The organism is Acidobacteriota bacterium (assembly GCA_020853395.1).
Taxonomy (GTDB): domain Bacteria; phylum Acidobacteriota; class Vicinamibacteria; order Vicinamibacterales; family SCN-69-37; genus JADYYY01.
Genome location: JADYYY010000010.1, coordinates 410,572 through 423,384, shown reverse-complemented (window position 1 = coordinate 423,384; position 12,813 = coordinate 410,572). Strand labels below are relative to the sequence as shown.

The following is a 12,813-nucleotide window of genomic DNA, read 5'->3' as shown; positions in this document are numbered from 1 at the left end:
CTCACGATGGGGTCTCCTCGGCTGTCGAGCGGGACGGAAGATCCACGATGACGATCGTGCCCTCACCCCAACGGCTGTCGATCCTGATCGTCCCGCCCAGCCCTTCGATGAGGTTCTTGGCAATAGCCAGGCCAAGTCCGGATCCGGTCCGCCGGGTCGTGAAGAACGGGTCGAAGATCCTGGGCAGGTGCTCCGGCTTGATGCCCGCGCCGCGGTCGGCGACGACGATCCGCCAGTGGCCGGCCGCCGAGCGGCTCGCGCTGAGCTCGACCGGCACGAGCTGGCCACCGTTGTCGCGACGGAGGCGGACGCCGTGCTGCGCGTTGGTCAGCAGGTTGACCAGGACGGCACGGACGCGTTCGGCGTCCGTGGCGATCCAGCCGGCCTCGGCGGTCACCAGGACGGGCACGTCGTCGGCGGCGCTGAGCGCCGCTTGCGCCGCGTCCGTGCACAGCGAGCGCACGTTCACGGGCGCGACGGCGAACTGGACGGGACGCGCGAAGTCCAGGACCCCGCTGACGACACGGTTGAGCCGGCCCACCTCCTCGTCGATGCTGGTCGCGACGTCGACGACATCGGGCGACGGGTGCCGCCGCAGCCGGCGGACCGCGGTCTTGATGATCATCAGCGGGTTGCGGATTTCGTGCGCCACCACCGTCGAGAGCCGGCCGAGCGACGAGAGCCGCTCCTTGAGCGATGCTTCGCGCTGGAACCTGTCGACCGCGCTCGTGAGCTGGTGGAACGTCGTCGCCACGAGCCGGACGTCTTCGTCGTCCCAGCGCCCGAGCGCCGGCAGCGCCCGCGTGAGATCGCCGGTCCGCGCCATGTCGCTCATCGCGCCCGTCAGCGCGCGGAGGGGGCGCGTGACCGTGCGGGCGACGAGGTAGCCGGCCACCGTCGCGACGAGCACGGCCGCCAGCCCGGTGAGGGCGATCTGCCATCGCAGCGAGGGCAGGAAGCGCAGGTGCTGCGTGCGGGATCTCAGCACGATGGCGAACGGTTCGTTGCCGCGCTCGACGTCGCCGACCGGTTGAATGCGCGCGACGTATTCCTCGGCGCCGACCTGGATGGTGAAGCTGCCGCGGGCGTGCGACGCCAGCGCGGCGTCGGCCGCCGACAGGCCGTCGAGCGTCGACGCGAGAATCTGCGCCCCGTGGACGAAGGCGATCTCGCTGTTCGTCACGGTCCGGATCCTCAGCACGGCTTCCTCGTCGAGGCTGACGCCGACGACGAGCGTCCCGAACGCGGGCTCGATCGGCACGACGGCGACGTGGAGCAGCCCGCCGGCGTTCGGCCAGAACGCCGTGCCATCACGGGTGCCACGGGCGGCGCCGACGACGCGGGCAATCTGCGCGGGATCCATCTGCACGCGGCCCGCCTGGGCCAGCACCTGATCGCGGCGGTTGAGGACGACGAAGAGGTCGGCGCCCATGCGCTGCTGGTACTCGCGGGCGATCGGCAGCACCGTGGGCGCATCGTCGGTCGCGGCCGCGCCTTTGAGCACCGGCAGATCGGCGATGAGCTGGGCCTTGACGACGAAGTCGCCGAACTCCGTGCGGCTGAGCCGATCGACGAGCGATGCCGCTTCGCTCAAGCCCGCGTCGAGGTCGTTCTCGGCCTGCGCGGTGACCGATGCCGTCACCCGCCAGATGGCGACGCTCATCGACACGAGGAGCAGGAGCGCGCTGGCGAGGAAGATCCGGTTCGTCAGCGATGACAGGATGCTCATCGGGCCGGGCCGATCTGGAAGTCTGCTTCGGCGGGCGTGGCCTCGGAGACGGTCACGCGCCGTGCCGGCGCCGAGCCGAGCTCGCTCCAGACGTTCAGCGTGTAGGTGCCGGGTGGGACGCCGGCGATCTCGTAGCGGCCCTCGGCATCCGACACCGCGAAGAACGGGTGGCTGAACACGAGGACGTAGGCGCTCATGTGGGAGTGGATGTCGCAGAAGACCGGCACGATGCCGGGTCGATCGAAGCGGATCGCGCCGGTGCGGCCCGGAGCGAATCGGCCGAGATCGAACGTCTTCGTCCTCGAGAGCGAGAACACGTTGTGGAACGTCTTGTCGTTGTTCGGGAACTCGACGATCGTGCCGGCGGTGACGGCGAGCACGTGCGGCACGAACTGCTCGCCGCGCTGGTCCATGCGCGCGCGTCCGGCCGGCAGCTCGCCGAACGCCTCCCGCGGCGCCGTCTGCAGGTACACGACGGCGCGCTGACGCGCCTGCGGCGGCGCGTTCGACGGATCGGCGACCGTCGGCCGATTCAACCGGACGGCCGATTCGGTCGCCGTGACCCGCCCGCGGATCACGCCGGCGAGCGGCGGCTGCGCGATCGCCGCGCGCGCCGTGAACGCGACGTACACGAGGAGCAGGAGGCGCGTGGAGGCGGGCACGTCAGAACCAGTAGATCAGGGCTCCGGTGGGGAAGCCGCGCGCGCGAATCCGGCCGCCCTCGCGCCAGTTGTGCTGGTAGCCGGCGCGGATCTCCGCGTGCCGGCTGGCCCGGAATCCCAGCACGAGCTCGAGACGATCCACGTCGGCGTCCCACGGGAGATCGCTCGCGGCGCCGCCGCGGACGCGAGCGAATGCGAGCCGCTCGGCGCGAAGGGCAGTCTGCCAGCGCGGATGGAAGCGGTAGCGTCCCTCCACGAACCCTGACCAGGCGCCCAGCCGCAGGTTCGTCGCGTCCGCCGCGAGCGGCAGATCGAACGTCGCGCGCCACCACTCGTGCCGGAAGAGCCAGCGGCCGGCGCCGAACTCGGCGTCGACGCCGAGCACCGACTCGGACGCCGGGCGCGTGAGCCCGCCGGGAACGAGCGCAAGGACCTTCTCGTCGAGCCAGCGTCCGCGCGCGGCGGAGAGGCCGACCGCGAGGCCGTCGGGCAGATGGGCGGCGATTCGCCCGGACCACATGCGTCCGCCGTTGGTCTCGCGCACGACGGGCACGGCGGGTGAGCCGAGCGTCACGGCGGCGGCGGTCTCGATCCACCCGCGCCGCCACGTGAGCGAGACGCCCGTGTCCCATCGCGAGCCGGTGACGAGCGGTACGCCGGTCGCGGCCGTCGTGGAGCCGATCGGGTACGAGGGCTGCCAGCCGCGGCCGCTCATCCTGAGCAGATCGTCGACGGTGGCCGGCACGGCATCCGGACGGAGCGAGGTCAGGTACTGGTAGGCGAGCGGCAGTCCCGAGACGAGGTTGTCGCGCCCGTACGCGTGCCGGGCGAACGCGCCGATGACCGGCGGAATCCGCCCGCCCTGGACGAACAGATCGTGGCCGGCGATCGGCTGCCAGCGCGCGTAGAGCGCGGCGGCCTCGACGCCGTCGGCGTTCTCGCTGCGGATCTCCGCGAGGAAGGACAGGCGCGCGGCGGGCCGCCACTCGCCGAAGAGCCGCAGCCGTGCGATGCGCAGCGCGTTGCGATCGTAGTCGGTGTAGTTGAAGTACGCGGTTTGATCGCGCCGGCTGACGGTGGCGGTCAGCTCGCCGCCGGCGCCGAACCGCCCCGTGCCCGGTTCGCGCGCGCCGCCCGCCGCCTGCGCCGCCGCGAGCGGCAGGCCGGCCACGCACAGCGCGCCGGTCGTGGCAGCCAGGCGGAACGCGGAACGCCGCGGCATGTCGGTCGGATCTTACCTCCGCGCCGTCCGGCGTTGGTTGAACCGCCTGGCGCCGCATGTAACAATGCCCGAACGAGCATTCGGCCCCGTCCGTCCGTGCGCCATCGGGCAGGACGAGCGGCGCCATCTTCGAGGAGCGAATGGCCTACGTCATCACTGAGCCCTGCATCGGCACCAAGGACACTGCCTGCGTCGACGTCTGTCCGGTTGACTGCATCCATCCCCGCAAGGACGAGGCGGAGTTCGAGAATGCCAAGCTGCTGAACATCCACCCCGACGAGTGCATCGACTGCGGTGCGTGCGTGCCGGCCTGCCCGGTGGAAGCTATCTTCGCGCTCGACGAAGTGCCGGACAAGTGGAAGGAGTACATCGAGATCAACGCGGCGTATTTCAAGAAGTAGCCGCCCGGTGCCGCGCGCCGATGCCGGCCGGCGATCGAAGGCACGGCCGGATCGAAGGACTGACGACAGGGACTGAGGACTGAAGGACCGGACCCGGGACCATGGACCGACTCGACGCCCCCCGGACCCGGGACTCGGGACCCGGGACCGCCAGCTACTACTTCGACTTCGATCGGCGCGAATGGGCCAGTCTCCGCGCCAACACGCCGCTCACGCTCTCGGAAGCCGATCTCGCGGAGCTGCAGGGCATCAACGAGCGCGTGTCGCTCGCCGAGGTCGAAGCCGTCTACCTGCCGTTGTCGCGCCTGCTGAACCTGCAGGTGGCCGCCACGCAGACGCTCCACGAGGCGACCGATACGTTCCTCGGCGGGCCGCTCGCGCCGACGCCGTTCGTGATCGGGATCGCCGGCAGCGTGGCGGTCGGCAAGAGCACGTTCGCGCGAATCCTCCGCGCCCTCCTCTCGCGTTGGCCGGCCCACCCGCGCGTCGACCTCGTCACGACCGACGGCTTCCTGTACCCCAATCGCGTGCTCGTCGAGCGCGGGCTGCTCCAGCGCAAAGGGTTTCCCGAGAGCTACGACGTCCGGCGCCTCGTCGAGTTCATGGCGGAGGTGAAGGCAGGCGACCGCGCGGTGCAGGCACCGGTGTACTCGCACCAGGCTTACGACATCGTGCCGGGCGAGTACCAGCTCGTCGATCGTCCCGACATCGTCCTGGTCGAGGGGCTGAACGTGCTGCAGACAGGAGACGGCCCGCGGCCGCCAGGCCGAGAGGGGCGGCGGCGCGAGGCGGCCAGGCCGCGTGTGTTCGTCTCGGACTTCTTCGATTTCTCGATCTATCTCGACGCCGGCGAGGCCGACATCGAGCGTTGGTACGTCGAGCGGTTCTTCATGCTTCGCGAGACGGTCTTCCGCGATCCGCGATCGTACTTCCACCGGTACGCCGAGCTGTCGGATGACGAGGCGCTGACGGTCGCGCACGACATCTGGCGGACGATCAACGGCGTCAACCTGCGCGAGAACATCGGGCCGACGCGCGAACGGGCGCGGCTGGTGCTGGAGAAGGGACGCGACCACGCGGTGACGCGCGTGCGCTTGCGGCGGATCTGACACGCGTCAGCGCGGCTCGCGCCGCGGATCGGCCGTGACGCGCGGGTGCGCCCGCGCGCTCAACCGGGCGGCGCGGCGTTCCAGCGCGTCGGCGGCCAGGCGGCGATCCTCCGCCGTGTCGAGCCGGAGCGGCGGGACCGGCGGCCGATGTCCGGCATCGCCGACCGTCGCGAACGTGAGGTACGCCACGCTCGTGAGCTGACGCGTGCCCGTCAGCGTCCCCTCCGAGTACACGCGCACTTCCACCTCGAGCGATGTCGTGAACGTGGCCGTCACCCTCGCCTGCAGGATGATGAGGTCGCCGACTTTGATCGGGTGAAGGAACTGCAGGCCGTCGACGGCGGCCGTGACCATCGGCAGCCGCGTATGGCGGTGCGACGCGATGGCCCCGGCGATGTCCACGAGGTGCATGACGGAGCCGCCCAGCATGAACCCGAGCGGGTTCGCGTCGTTCGGCAGGACGACCTGCACCATCTCGGTGACCGAGTCGGCGGGCGGCTTGGCAGTCATGGCCGCACGTCCGGCATCACGCCGGCGGCCGGCAGGCGTCCAGTACGGGCCCCCAGCCTCGAGAGCTATCGGCCACCATCAGAAGTCGTAGCCGATCCAGAAGTCGAACTTCATCTTCCGGAACTCGTCGGTCGGCGCGCACGTGACGGTCAGCGGCCCCGTCTGCTCGCACGCTCTGAACACCACGTCTTCCCAGCCCTTGTTGAAGAGCGTCTTCCAGGAAAAGTCGAAGTGCATGGGGAAGCCGAGCATGAAGCTCTCGAGGCCGAACCCGTACGATCCGCGGGCGTCGACGAGCCGGAACCCGCTGACCGGGATCTGCTGCGTCGTCATGCCGACGATGTCGCCCGCCGTATCGAGCTGGTAGGACGAGATCGCTTCGACCGTTTCGGACCGCCGCCGGAGCGTCGTGAACTGCTGGCCGTTGAAGCTCGCGCCGCCGACGTTCGCGAAGAGCACGCCGCGCAGTCCCCCGAGGACGCCGATCGGCGTGAGCATCGCCTCGATGAGCGGGAAGCGCAGCTCCGCGTTCGCGAAGTAGCCCTTGTGGCCGATGAACTCGAGGTACTGGTATCCGCGCATCTCGGAGTTGCCGCCGAAGTTGAAGAAGTCCGGGTTCGTCCCCCAGCTCCGGTGGCCGTAGAAGCGCGTCGCCAAGACGCCGTTGGCCGCGATCCGCTTGTAGTGCCGGATATCCCCGATCATCGTGTTCTTCGACAGCCAACTGTCGCCGAATCGTGGTGACCCGCTGTAGGTCAGCTTGTACGCGTTGCCCGCCACCGGGCCGTACTCGCGAAAGATCGTCCGGTCGGTGACGAACGAGATGCCGACCGGCAGCATGTGACCGCTGCGGAACAAGCTCGTGCCGTACGTCTCCTGCTGGTAGGCTTCCGCCTCGGCCTGCAGCGCCGGGTTCGTGTAGTGCTCGTCGACGTGCATGTACCCGGTGAACAGCTCGGCGCGCGAGTACCGGTTGAAGGGGTAGATCGCGAACGCGGTGCCGCCGCGCTGGCTCTGGACCGCTTCGGCCAGATCGCGCGAGATGTACGGCGCGAGCGCCGGGTCGTAGAGCGCTCCAGACGCCGCCAGGCCGGCGCCGAAATAGAACAGGTCCTGCGAGAAGCCCTGGAGCGCGTACTGGAGTCGCCGCCCGGTGTTCACGTAGGTCAGCGCCGTCGTCCGGTACTGGAGCACGGACTGGGCGTAGAAACTGACTTCCTTGTCGCCCAGCACGTCCGTGAAGGTGACCATGGTGTTGCCGTAGAGGTAGCCGCCCGTCGTGACGCCGAGCGCCACCGGCGGCCGGCCGGCCATCGTCATCTTCTCGAAGGCGCCCTTCTTCCGGATGTTCTCGCGGAGCAGCGTGTGGCTGATCGGCGCCGTGAACTCGAAGACCGGGCCCGGACCGCCGAAATCGTCGGACGCCACGGTCGCGATCGGCTTCTCGCCCGTGATCGTGTGAATCCCGTTGCGGCCCTTGTAGTACGAGATGAACGCGATCCTGGGCGTGCCCGCGTCGCGCAGCACGATGGGGGAGACGTTGCCCGTGGCCGTGTCGGTGAGCTGCCGGAGCTGGCGCGTCTCGAGATCCAGCGTCCACACGTTCGGGATGTTGCCCCACCGCGCGACCTCGGTGGGAATCGAGACGGCCGGGTCGGTGGCCGTCGACGTGAACACCAGCGTGCGCTCGTCGAGGAACCTCGCGCCCGTGTCGTCGTGGCTGCCGAAGGTGAGCTGCGTCTTCGCCCCGGTGGCCAGATCGACGCGGAAGAGCTTGTCGTTCGATCCGACCCGCGCCGTGTACACGACCGCCTTGCCGTCGGGCGAGAACGTCGGCGCGTAGTCGGCGATCGTGTCCTTCGTCACGTTCGTCAGCGCTTCGGTTGCGATGTCGACGACGTAGATGTCGGTGAGGCCGGCGGAGATACCGGCGAACGCCACCTTGCGGCCGTCCGGGCTGAAGGCGGGCGACTCGGGCGCGTCGAGCTGGCTCAGCAGCAGCCGTTTCTCCGTGCGGCCGGAGACGATCTGCTGGATCACGAGCGTCTTCGACTTCTCGGTCCGTGCGAAGTACGCGATCCGGTCGCCGACCGGCGCCCAGGCGATCCACGGCACCATGTTGCCGCGCAGGCCGCCCGGCGTGCCGATGTACTCGAACCCGCGGTCCTTGTCGAAGCCGGTCGTGAGATTGCGGATGAACTGGCCGTCCTTGCTCGACAGCAGGATGATGTCGTACTCGCGGTCGCGCCGGTTGCCGACCACGGCGGCCAGCATGTCGCCGCTCGGCGACGGCTCGATCGACGTGACGGCGACGTAGGGCGTGCGCTCGGGGTCCGGCCCCAGGTTCCGGCCGTAGTCGGCGGGCCGCTCCTTGTCTCGGAACGGCTTGAACCGCTCCTTGATGTAGCGGTCGAACTGCTCGTCGAAGTCTTCGGGCTTGAGCTTCAGCGCCTCTTCATAAGCGGTTTCGCCTCCGCCGAGCACGCTCTTGCGCAGAGAGAAGAGGAACTGCCGCAGGCCTTCCTTGCCCCAGCGGGCCTCGATGAACTCGAACGTGGCCTGCCCCATCGAGTACGGCGCCCGGCCGGAGAGGGGCGCCGTTTCGTAGCGGCTCATCGGCGGCACGTTGTCGGTGAGCGCCGCATCGCGCACGGCGACGAGGTCCAGCACGTTCCACGTGCCGGTCATGTAGTTGGCGAGCCCCTCGTCCACCCAGAGCGGCAGCCCTTCGCTGATGATGCCGCGGGGAATGATGTCGAACTCGAAGATGTGCGTGAGCTCGTGCGTGATCAACGCGTAGAGCTGATCGGGCGGCTCGTCGATCGGCAGCACCATGCGGTTGCGCTCGGGCTCGGCGAACGCGAGCACGCCCTCCGGCGTGTCGCCGGAGATGTTGTTCTCCTGGAACTCGCTCTGCGTCTTGAAGAGGACGAGGGGCACCCGGCCGGCCAGGTCGTGCTTCAGTTCGCCGCTGATCCGCTGGTACGCGCTCTCAGCGTAGGAGGTCACGCGCTCGAGGTGCTGCTCGAGGTCCGGGTAGTAGAAGATCTCGAAGTGATCGGTCTTGTAGATGTGCCACTCGAACTTGTCGTACCGCACCTTGTTCTGGAAGAAGTACGGCACGTACGGGGTCTGCCAGCGGACGCCGGCCGGCGACACGGCCGAGGCACGCTGGAGCGACGAGGCGAGCGACTGATCGGTCCCGGGAGCGTCGGCGCCCGCGGCGAGCAGCATGTGATACGGCACGGTCCGTGGACGGCGCTGCGCGAGCGCGTCGGATGGCGCCAGCGCGATGGCCAGGACGCCCACGAGGAGCGGGAGGGTGCGCAGGGAGCGCATCGACATGAATTCACCTCGACGGGACGGTCGACTCTGGAACACGGTCCTCGAATCTTACACCCGGCCAAACTGGGCCCAGGCGCGCGGCCGGCCCGCGCTGCGGCGCGGATCAGCAAAGCGCGTGCCCTGCAGTCGTCGCGATGGCCCGCCGATCATCACGCTGGCGCGCGTGGTCTTCCGAGGACACGTGACCGGCGTTGGAGGCGACGCCTCCAGAGGACTGTAGTAATGTGAAGAGGTCGCGCGGCCTCCGTCGCGCAGATCGAGCAGATCGAGGCATGATGACGCGCTGGTGGCAGAGTCGGTGGATCCGGGCGGCAGCCGTGGCGGCCGTGCTCGGCGCCTGGCCGGCCTGCGCCGCGAAGGAGCAACGCGCGCCGTCCGCCGGATCGCCCCGGCTGGATTTCGTGCTGAAGGACATGAACGGCCAGGACGTGAAGCTGGCCGATCTGAAGGGCCGGCCGATCCTGATCAACTTCTGGGCGACCTGGTGCCCGCCGTGCAAGGCGGAAATCCCGTGGTTCGTGGAGTTCGCCGAGAAGTACAAGGACAAGCGGCTGGCCGTGTTGGGTGTCTCGGTCGACGACCCGCCGGAGGAGATCCGGAAGTTCGCCGCCGAATACGAGATCAACTACCCGATGCTCGTGGGCGACGGCCAGGACGAGTTCAAGGCGGCGTATGATGCCGAGGCGGTGATTCCCGTTTCCTGGCTCATCAAGCCGGACGGCACGCTGCTGGCGAAGGCGCAGGGCATCCACGCCAAAGAGTGGTTCGAGGAGAACATCGGCCTGATGTTCGAAGGGGATTGAGGTGATGACCGCACGACTGGCATGCGGCTGCACGCTGAGTTTCAGGTCTGGCGTCGGAGGCAGCCCCGTCACCGTGGTGCTCGCGCGCAAGGGGGACGGGTGCGTCGTCCCGCTGCACGTCGCGAACCTGCCGGTCTACGACCATCGCGAGGCGCTGCGTCCCGCGACGCGTTCGCTGCCGCCGCAGCAGTCCGATTACGAGGAAGGCTAGGCGCGGCTCAGAACCGCAGCCGGACGTCGGCGACGAGCGGCAGGTGGTCCGAGGCCACGAGTGCCAACCGCGTGCGCGGCAACTCCACCCGCCGGATCTCCACGTTGCCGCTGAAGTAGATGTGGTCGAGGTGCAGCAGCGGAAAGAACCCCGGATAGGTGCGGCGGCGCCTCAGATGTGAATAGAGGTCGACGCTGTTGAGGCGCTCGGCCAGGACGTCGGCGACCAGCCCACGCCCCCATTCGTTGAAGTCCCCCAGAACGATCTTCGGGTCCGGCACGCGGCGATCGTGAATCCAGCCGGCCAATCGCGGCGCCTGGTAGCGGCGCTCGAGCAGTGCCGTGCCGAGATGCGCGTTGTACACCTGCAGGCAGCGATCGCCGAGGTTGATCGCCACCCGTTGGCTGCAGCGCGGCTCGCACGTCTTCCAGGACAGATCGATCTGCGCGTGTTCGTGAATCGGATACCGGCTCAGCACGACGTTGCCGAACTGGTGCTGACGCAGTTCGCGCGTCGGCGCCATCACCCAGCCCATGCCGAGCGCCGCCCCGATCGCCTCGGCATGACCCGGCCCGGTCAATCCCGGTCCGATGACTTCCTGCAGGGCGACGATGTCGGGGGCGATGCCGGCGAGCACGTCGACGATCCGCTCGGGCCGTGTGCGCCGGTCGAGACCGCGCGAGCGGTGGATGTTGTAGGTGACGACCCGGACGTCGATGATGGTGCGAACCGGGTGGCGCGGCAGTTCCGTCATGGGAAGGCGCGGGCCGCCGCGCCGCGACGTCGTGGGCGGAACGCGCGCATGTGCGTATCATAGTGCCAGGATCGAGCAGGCGCAGGAGGCGAGTCATGGCGCGACTCCAGACCGAGTACGAAGTCACGTGTCCGTGCTGCGGGGCGACGCTGGTGATCGACGCGGGGCTGAAACGCGTCGTGCGCCACGCCGAGCCCGAACGCGCCGACAAGCCCAAGCTCGACGAGGCGCATCGGATCCTCGCCGAGCAGAAGGCGAAGCGGGAGTCGCTGTTCGAGCAGTCCGTGGCCTCGGAACGCACACGGGGCGATGCCCTGGCCAGACGTTTCGAGGAGGCGCTGAAGCAGGCGCACCAGGAACCGGTGAGCAAGCCGAGCCGCGATTTCGATCTCGACTGATCTCCGACGCGGCTGACGTGTCGCGTGTCCGCTCGCACCGGCTCGCGCGCTCGGCGGGCCGAGGCGGACGCACGTCAACCCGAGCGGCCGTTCATCTCGCGCGTCTGCGTGAAGTACGTCGGGATCGCGGTCCACGCCGATCGGTCGTAGTAGAGCGGCTTTTGCCCGGCATGCCGTTCGACGTACTCGACGTATTGCCGTCGCAATCGCGCCACGCGCTGCCGCGACGACGGCAGGCGATGGTGGGGGATCTCGAAGAGCAGCCGCTCGACCCGCCACACGTTGCGCGACGACAGGCGCCACTCGTAGCGGCCGAGCACGTTCAGATCGACCACACCGTACGCCGTGACCATTCCGGTCCGATCGATGTACGGATCCATGTAGCTGCGAGCCAGGGCGCGCAGCGTGCGAAACACCGGCCGGCGTCCGTGCAGGCCCGGATCGCGCGACTTGGCCACCGATCCCCAGCGGCCGCCGCGCCTGTAGACGAAGACGACGTGGTCGAGCGCGTCGATGGACTCGAGGCTCATGACGAGCGGCGGGTAGCCGTGCTGCTCGAGAACGACGGCGGCCGTGAGCGCCGCTTCGATGCAGTTGGCCGTGCGCCGCGCGACCACGCCGCGGAAGCTTCGCAGCGTCGCCGGCTCCGGCGGCGGCTCGGTGTTGTAGGGCAGGAGGTTCAGGAACCGCTGAACGTCACGCGGCGTCCGGAGGCGCCGAATGAGCCGGCGTTCGGCCAGCGTGAGGCCTTGGAGGTCGGGCGGCGTCACGGAGCGCTCTGCGCGGCGTCTCGCAGGTCGGCCAGCACGGCATCGGTCGTCCAGGCGACGCCGTCGTGAACGGCGCGCACGCGGCCGCGCGCGTCGACCGTCACGGTCCGTACGGTCGTCGTGCCGGGCGACTGACCCGCCGCGTCGGCCGTGTCCACGCCGAACCGGCTCGCAAGGCGCTGCACGGTGACGGGATCGCCGGTGAGCCACGTCCACCGTGCGGGATCGGCGTGCAGTCGCGCCGCCACGGCGGCGAGAGCTGCCGGCGTGTCGCGTGCGGGATCCGCGCTGATGGAGAGCAGGCGCACGCGGTCAGCGAGGGCCGCATCCCCGGCGATGGCGCGCTGGAGCTCCGAGAAACGCGCCGCGACGCGGCCACAGTCGTCCGTTTCGCGGCACGCCGCGCGCGTGAACGTGAGCACGAGGGCCGTGCCGCGCCACTCGGCGAGGCTGCGGCGCCGGTCCATCTGATCGATCAAGGCGGCGTCGGGCAGCGGGTCGCCGGGGCGGATCGTGCCGCCGGCCGGCGGCGAAGAGGGCGAGGGCAGCGGTGCGCTTCCCGTGTGGGTGATCGACACGAGCCGGCCCACCGCGTCGCGCACCTCCAGCGTGGCAGCGACGGTTTCGCCCGGCACACGCCCCTCGAGCAGCCGCCGGTCCGCCACCGGGAACGTCATCGTCATCGCGTCCATCAGACCGGGGATCGCCTCGTGGCGAATCGTCAGCGACATCCGGTCGGGAAGCACGGCGAGGATCTGGCCGTGGAGGACGTATTGGCTGGCGGGCTCCGGCGTGGTGTGGCATCCGCAGGCGGCGAGCGCGAGCAGGACGACGAGGCGGCGGACGGCGGAGACTGGCAACGGCACGGCCTGGAGACCCGGCGGGCGCCCAACCCGAGC

The 12,813-nt window shown here is 69.6% G+C and carries 13 protein-coding genes; 5 read left to right on the top strand and 8 right to left on the bottom strand.

The window, feature by feature from the left end; all coding sequences use genetic code 11:
* Position 1: 1 nt before the first annotated feature.
* Genes IT184_10520 through IT184_10510 form a run of 3 tightly spaced genes read right to left on the bottom strand, consistent with a single transcriptional unit; the run spans position 2 to position 3,613 of the window.
* Positions 2 to 1,729 carry a hypothetical protein gene (locus IT184_10520; protein ID MCC7009241.1) on the bottom strand — a complete coding sequence of 576 codons (1,728 nt, stop codon included), beginning with the start codon at positions 1,727 to 1,729 and terminating at the stop codon, positions 2 to 4.
* A complete protein-coding gene (locus tag IT184_10515) occupies positions 1,726 to 2,391 on the bottom strand; it encodes a hypothetical protein (GenBank protein ID MCC7009240.1) in 666 nt (221 codons plus the stop codon). Before IT184_10515 ends, IT184_10520 begins: the two co-directional genes overlap by 4 nt.
* Before the next feature lies 1 nt (position 2,392).
* Positions 2,393 to 3,613, bottom strand: a complete 1,221-nt coding sequence (locus tag IT184_10510; GenBank protein ID MCC7009239.1) for a hypothetical protein — start codon at positions 3,611 to 3,613, stop codon at positions 2,393 to 2,395.
* 140 nt (positions 3,614 to 3,753) lie between these two features.
* Between IT184_10510 and IT184_10505 the strand changes: the two genes are divergently transcribed.
* Both IT184_10505 and IT184_10500 read left to right on the top strand, forming a co-directional pair.
* A complete protein-coding gene (locus IT184_10505; protein ID MCC7009238.1) occupies positions 3,754 to 4,014 on the top strand; it encodes a ferredoxin family protein in 261 nt (86 codons plus the stop codon).
* Positions 4,015 to 4,115: 101 nt separating this feature from the next.
* Positions 4,116 to 5,123, top strand: a complete 1,008-nt coding sequence (locus IT184_10500; protein ID MCC7009237.1) for a type I pantothenate kinase — start codon at positions 4,116 to 4,118, stop codon at positions 5,121 to 5,123.
* A 6-nt stretch (positions 5,124 to 5,129) separates the two neighbouring features.
* On the opposite strand, the gene IT184_10495 is transcribed toward IT184_10500, so the two are convergent.
* A complete protein-coding gene (locus tag IT184_10495) occupies positions 5,130 to 5,633 on the bottom strand; it encodes an acyl-CoA thioesterase (protein ID MCC7009236.1) in 504 nt (167 codons plus the stop codon).
* Positions 5,634 to 5,711: 78 nt separating this feature from the next.
* Positions 5,712 to 8,978 carry a PD40 domain-containing protein gene (locus IT184_10490; protein ID MCC7009235.1) on the bottom strand — a complete coding sequence of 1,089 codons (3,267 nt, stop codon included), beginning with the start codon at positions 8,976 to 8,978 and terminating at the stop codon, positions 5,712 to 5,714.
* Positions 8,979 to 9,250: 272 nt separating this feature from the next.
* Between IT184_10490 and IT184_10485 the strand changes: the two genes are divergently transcribed.
* Together IT184_10485 and IT184_10480 are read left to right on the top strand one after the other, a co-directional pair.
* Complete coding sequence (locus IT184_10485) at positions 9,251 to 9,781, top strand: TlpA family protein disulfide reductase (protein MCC7009234.1); 531 nt, start codon at positions 9,251 to 9,253, stop codon at positions 9,779 to 9,781.
* 4 nt (positions 9,782 to 9,785) lie between these two features.
* Positions 9,786 to 9,992 (top strand): hypothetical protein, encoded by a 207-nt coding sequence (locus IT184_10480; protein MCC7009233.1) that lies wholly within the window; start codon positions 9,786 to 9,788, stop codon positions 9,990 to 9,992.
* A gap of 7 nt (positions 9,993 to 9,999) precedes the next feature.
* Here IT184_10480 and IT184_10475 read toward each other — a convergent pair whose 3' ends face one another.
* Positions 10,000 to 10,746 (bottom strand): endonuclease/exonuclease/phosphatase family protein, encoded by a 747-nt coding sequence (locus IT184_10475; GenBank protein ID MCC7009232.1) that lies wholly within the window; start codon positions 10,744 to 10,746, stop codon positions 10,000 to 10,002.
* Positions 10,747 to 10,898: 152 nt separating this feature from the next.
* Here IT184_10475 and IT184_10470 point away from each other — a divergent pair, with 152 nt between their 5' ends.
* Positions 10,899 to 11,144 (top strand): hypothetical protein, encoded by a 246-nt coding sequence (locus IT184_10470; protein MCC7009231.1) that lies wholly within the window; start codon positions 10,899 to 10,901, stop codon positions 11,142 to 11,144.
* A 74-nt stretch (positions 11,145 to 11,218) separates the two neighbouring features.
* On the opposite strand, the gene IT184_10465 is transcribed toward IT184_10470, so the two are convergent.
* Positions 11,219 to 11,914 carry a hypothetical protein gene (locus tag IT184_10465; GenBank protein ID MCC7009230.1) on the bottom strand — a complete coding sequence of 232 codons (696 nt, stop codon included), beginning with the start codon at positions 11,912 to 11,914 and terminating at the stop codon, positions 11,219 to 11,221.
* Positions 11,911 to 12,780: an SCO family protein gene (locus IT184_10460; protein MCC7009229.1), complete on the bottom strand. Its 870-nt coding sequence runs from the start codon at positions 12,778 to 12,780 to the stop codon at positions 11,911 to 11,913. The genes IT184_10465 and IT184_10460 overlap by 4 nt, the downstream gene beginning before the upstream one ends.
* Positions 12,781 to 12,813 lie beyond the last annotated feature (33 nt).

Excerpts from the sequence above, each read along its gene's own strand:
- IT184_10520 (MCC7009241.1), bottom strand. The coding sequence starts at position 1,729 with ATGAGCATCCTGTCATCGCTGACGAACCGGATCTTCCTCGCCAGCGCG.
- IT184_10510 (MCC7009239.1), bottom strand. The coding sequence starts at position 3,613 with ATGCCGCGGCGTTCCGCGTTCCGCCTGGCTGCCACGACCGGCGCGCTG.
- IT184_10505 (MCC7009238.1), top strand. The coding sequence starts at position 3,754 with ATGGCCTACGTCATCACTGAGCCCTGCATCGGCACCAAGGACACTGCC.
- IT184_10500 (MCC7009237.1), top strand. The coding sequence starts at position 4,116 with ATGGACCGACTCGACGCCCCCCGGACCCGGGACTCGGGACCCGGGACC.
- IT184_10495 (MCC7009236.1), bottom strand. The coding sequence starts at position 5,633 with ATGACTGCCAAGCCGCCCGCCGACTCGGTCACCGAGATGGTGCAGGTC.
- IT184_10490 (MCC7009235.1), bottom strand. The coding sequence starts at position 8,978 with ATGTCGATGCGCTCCCTGCGCACCCTCCCGCTCCTCGTGGGCGTCCTG.
- IT184_10485 (MCC7009234.1), top strand. The coding sequence starts at position 9,251 with ATGATGACGCGCTGGTGGCAGAGTCGGTGGATCCGGGCGGCAGCCGTG.
- IT184_10480 (MCC7009233.1), top strand. The coding sequence starts at position 9,786 with ATGACCGCACGACTGGCATGCGGCTGCACGCTGAGTTTCAGGTCTGGC.
- IT184_10475 (MCC7009232.1), bottom strand. The coding sequence starts at position 10,746 with ATGACGGAACTGCCGCGCCACCCGGTTCGCACCATCATCGACGTCCGG.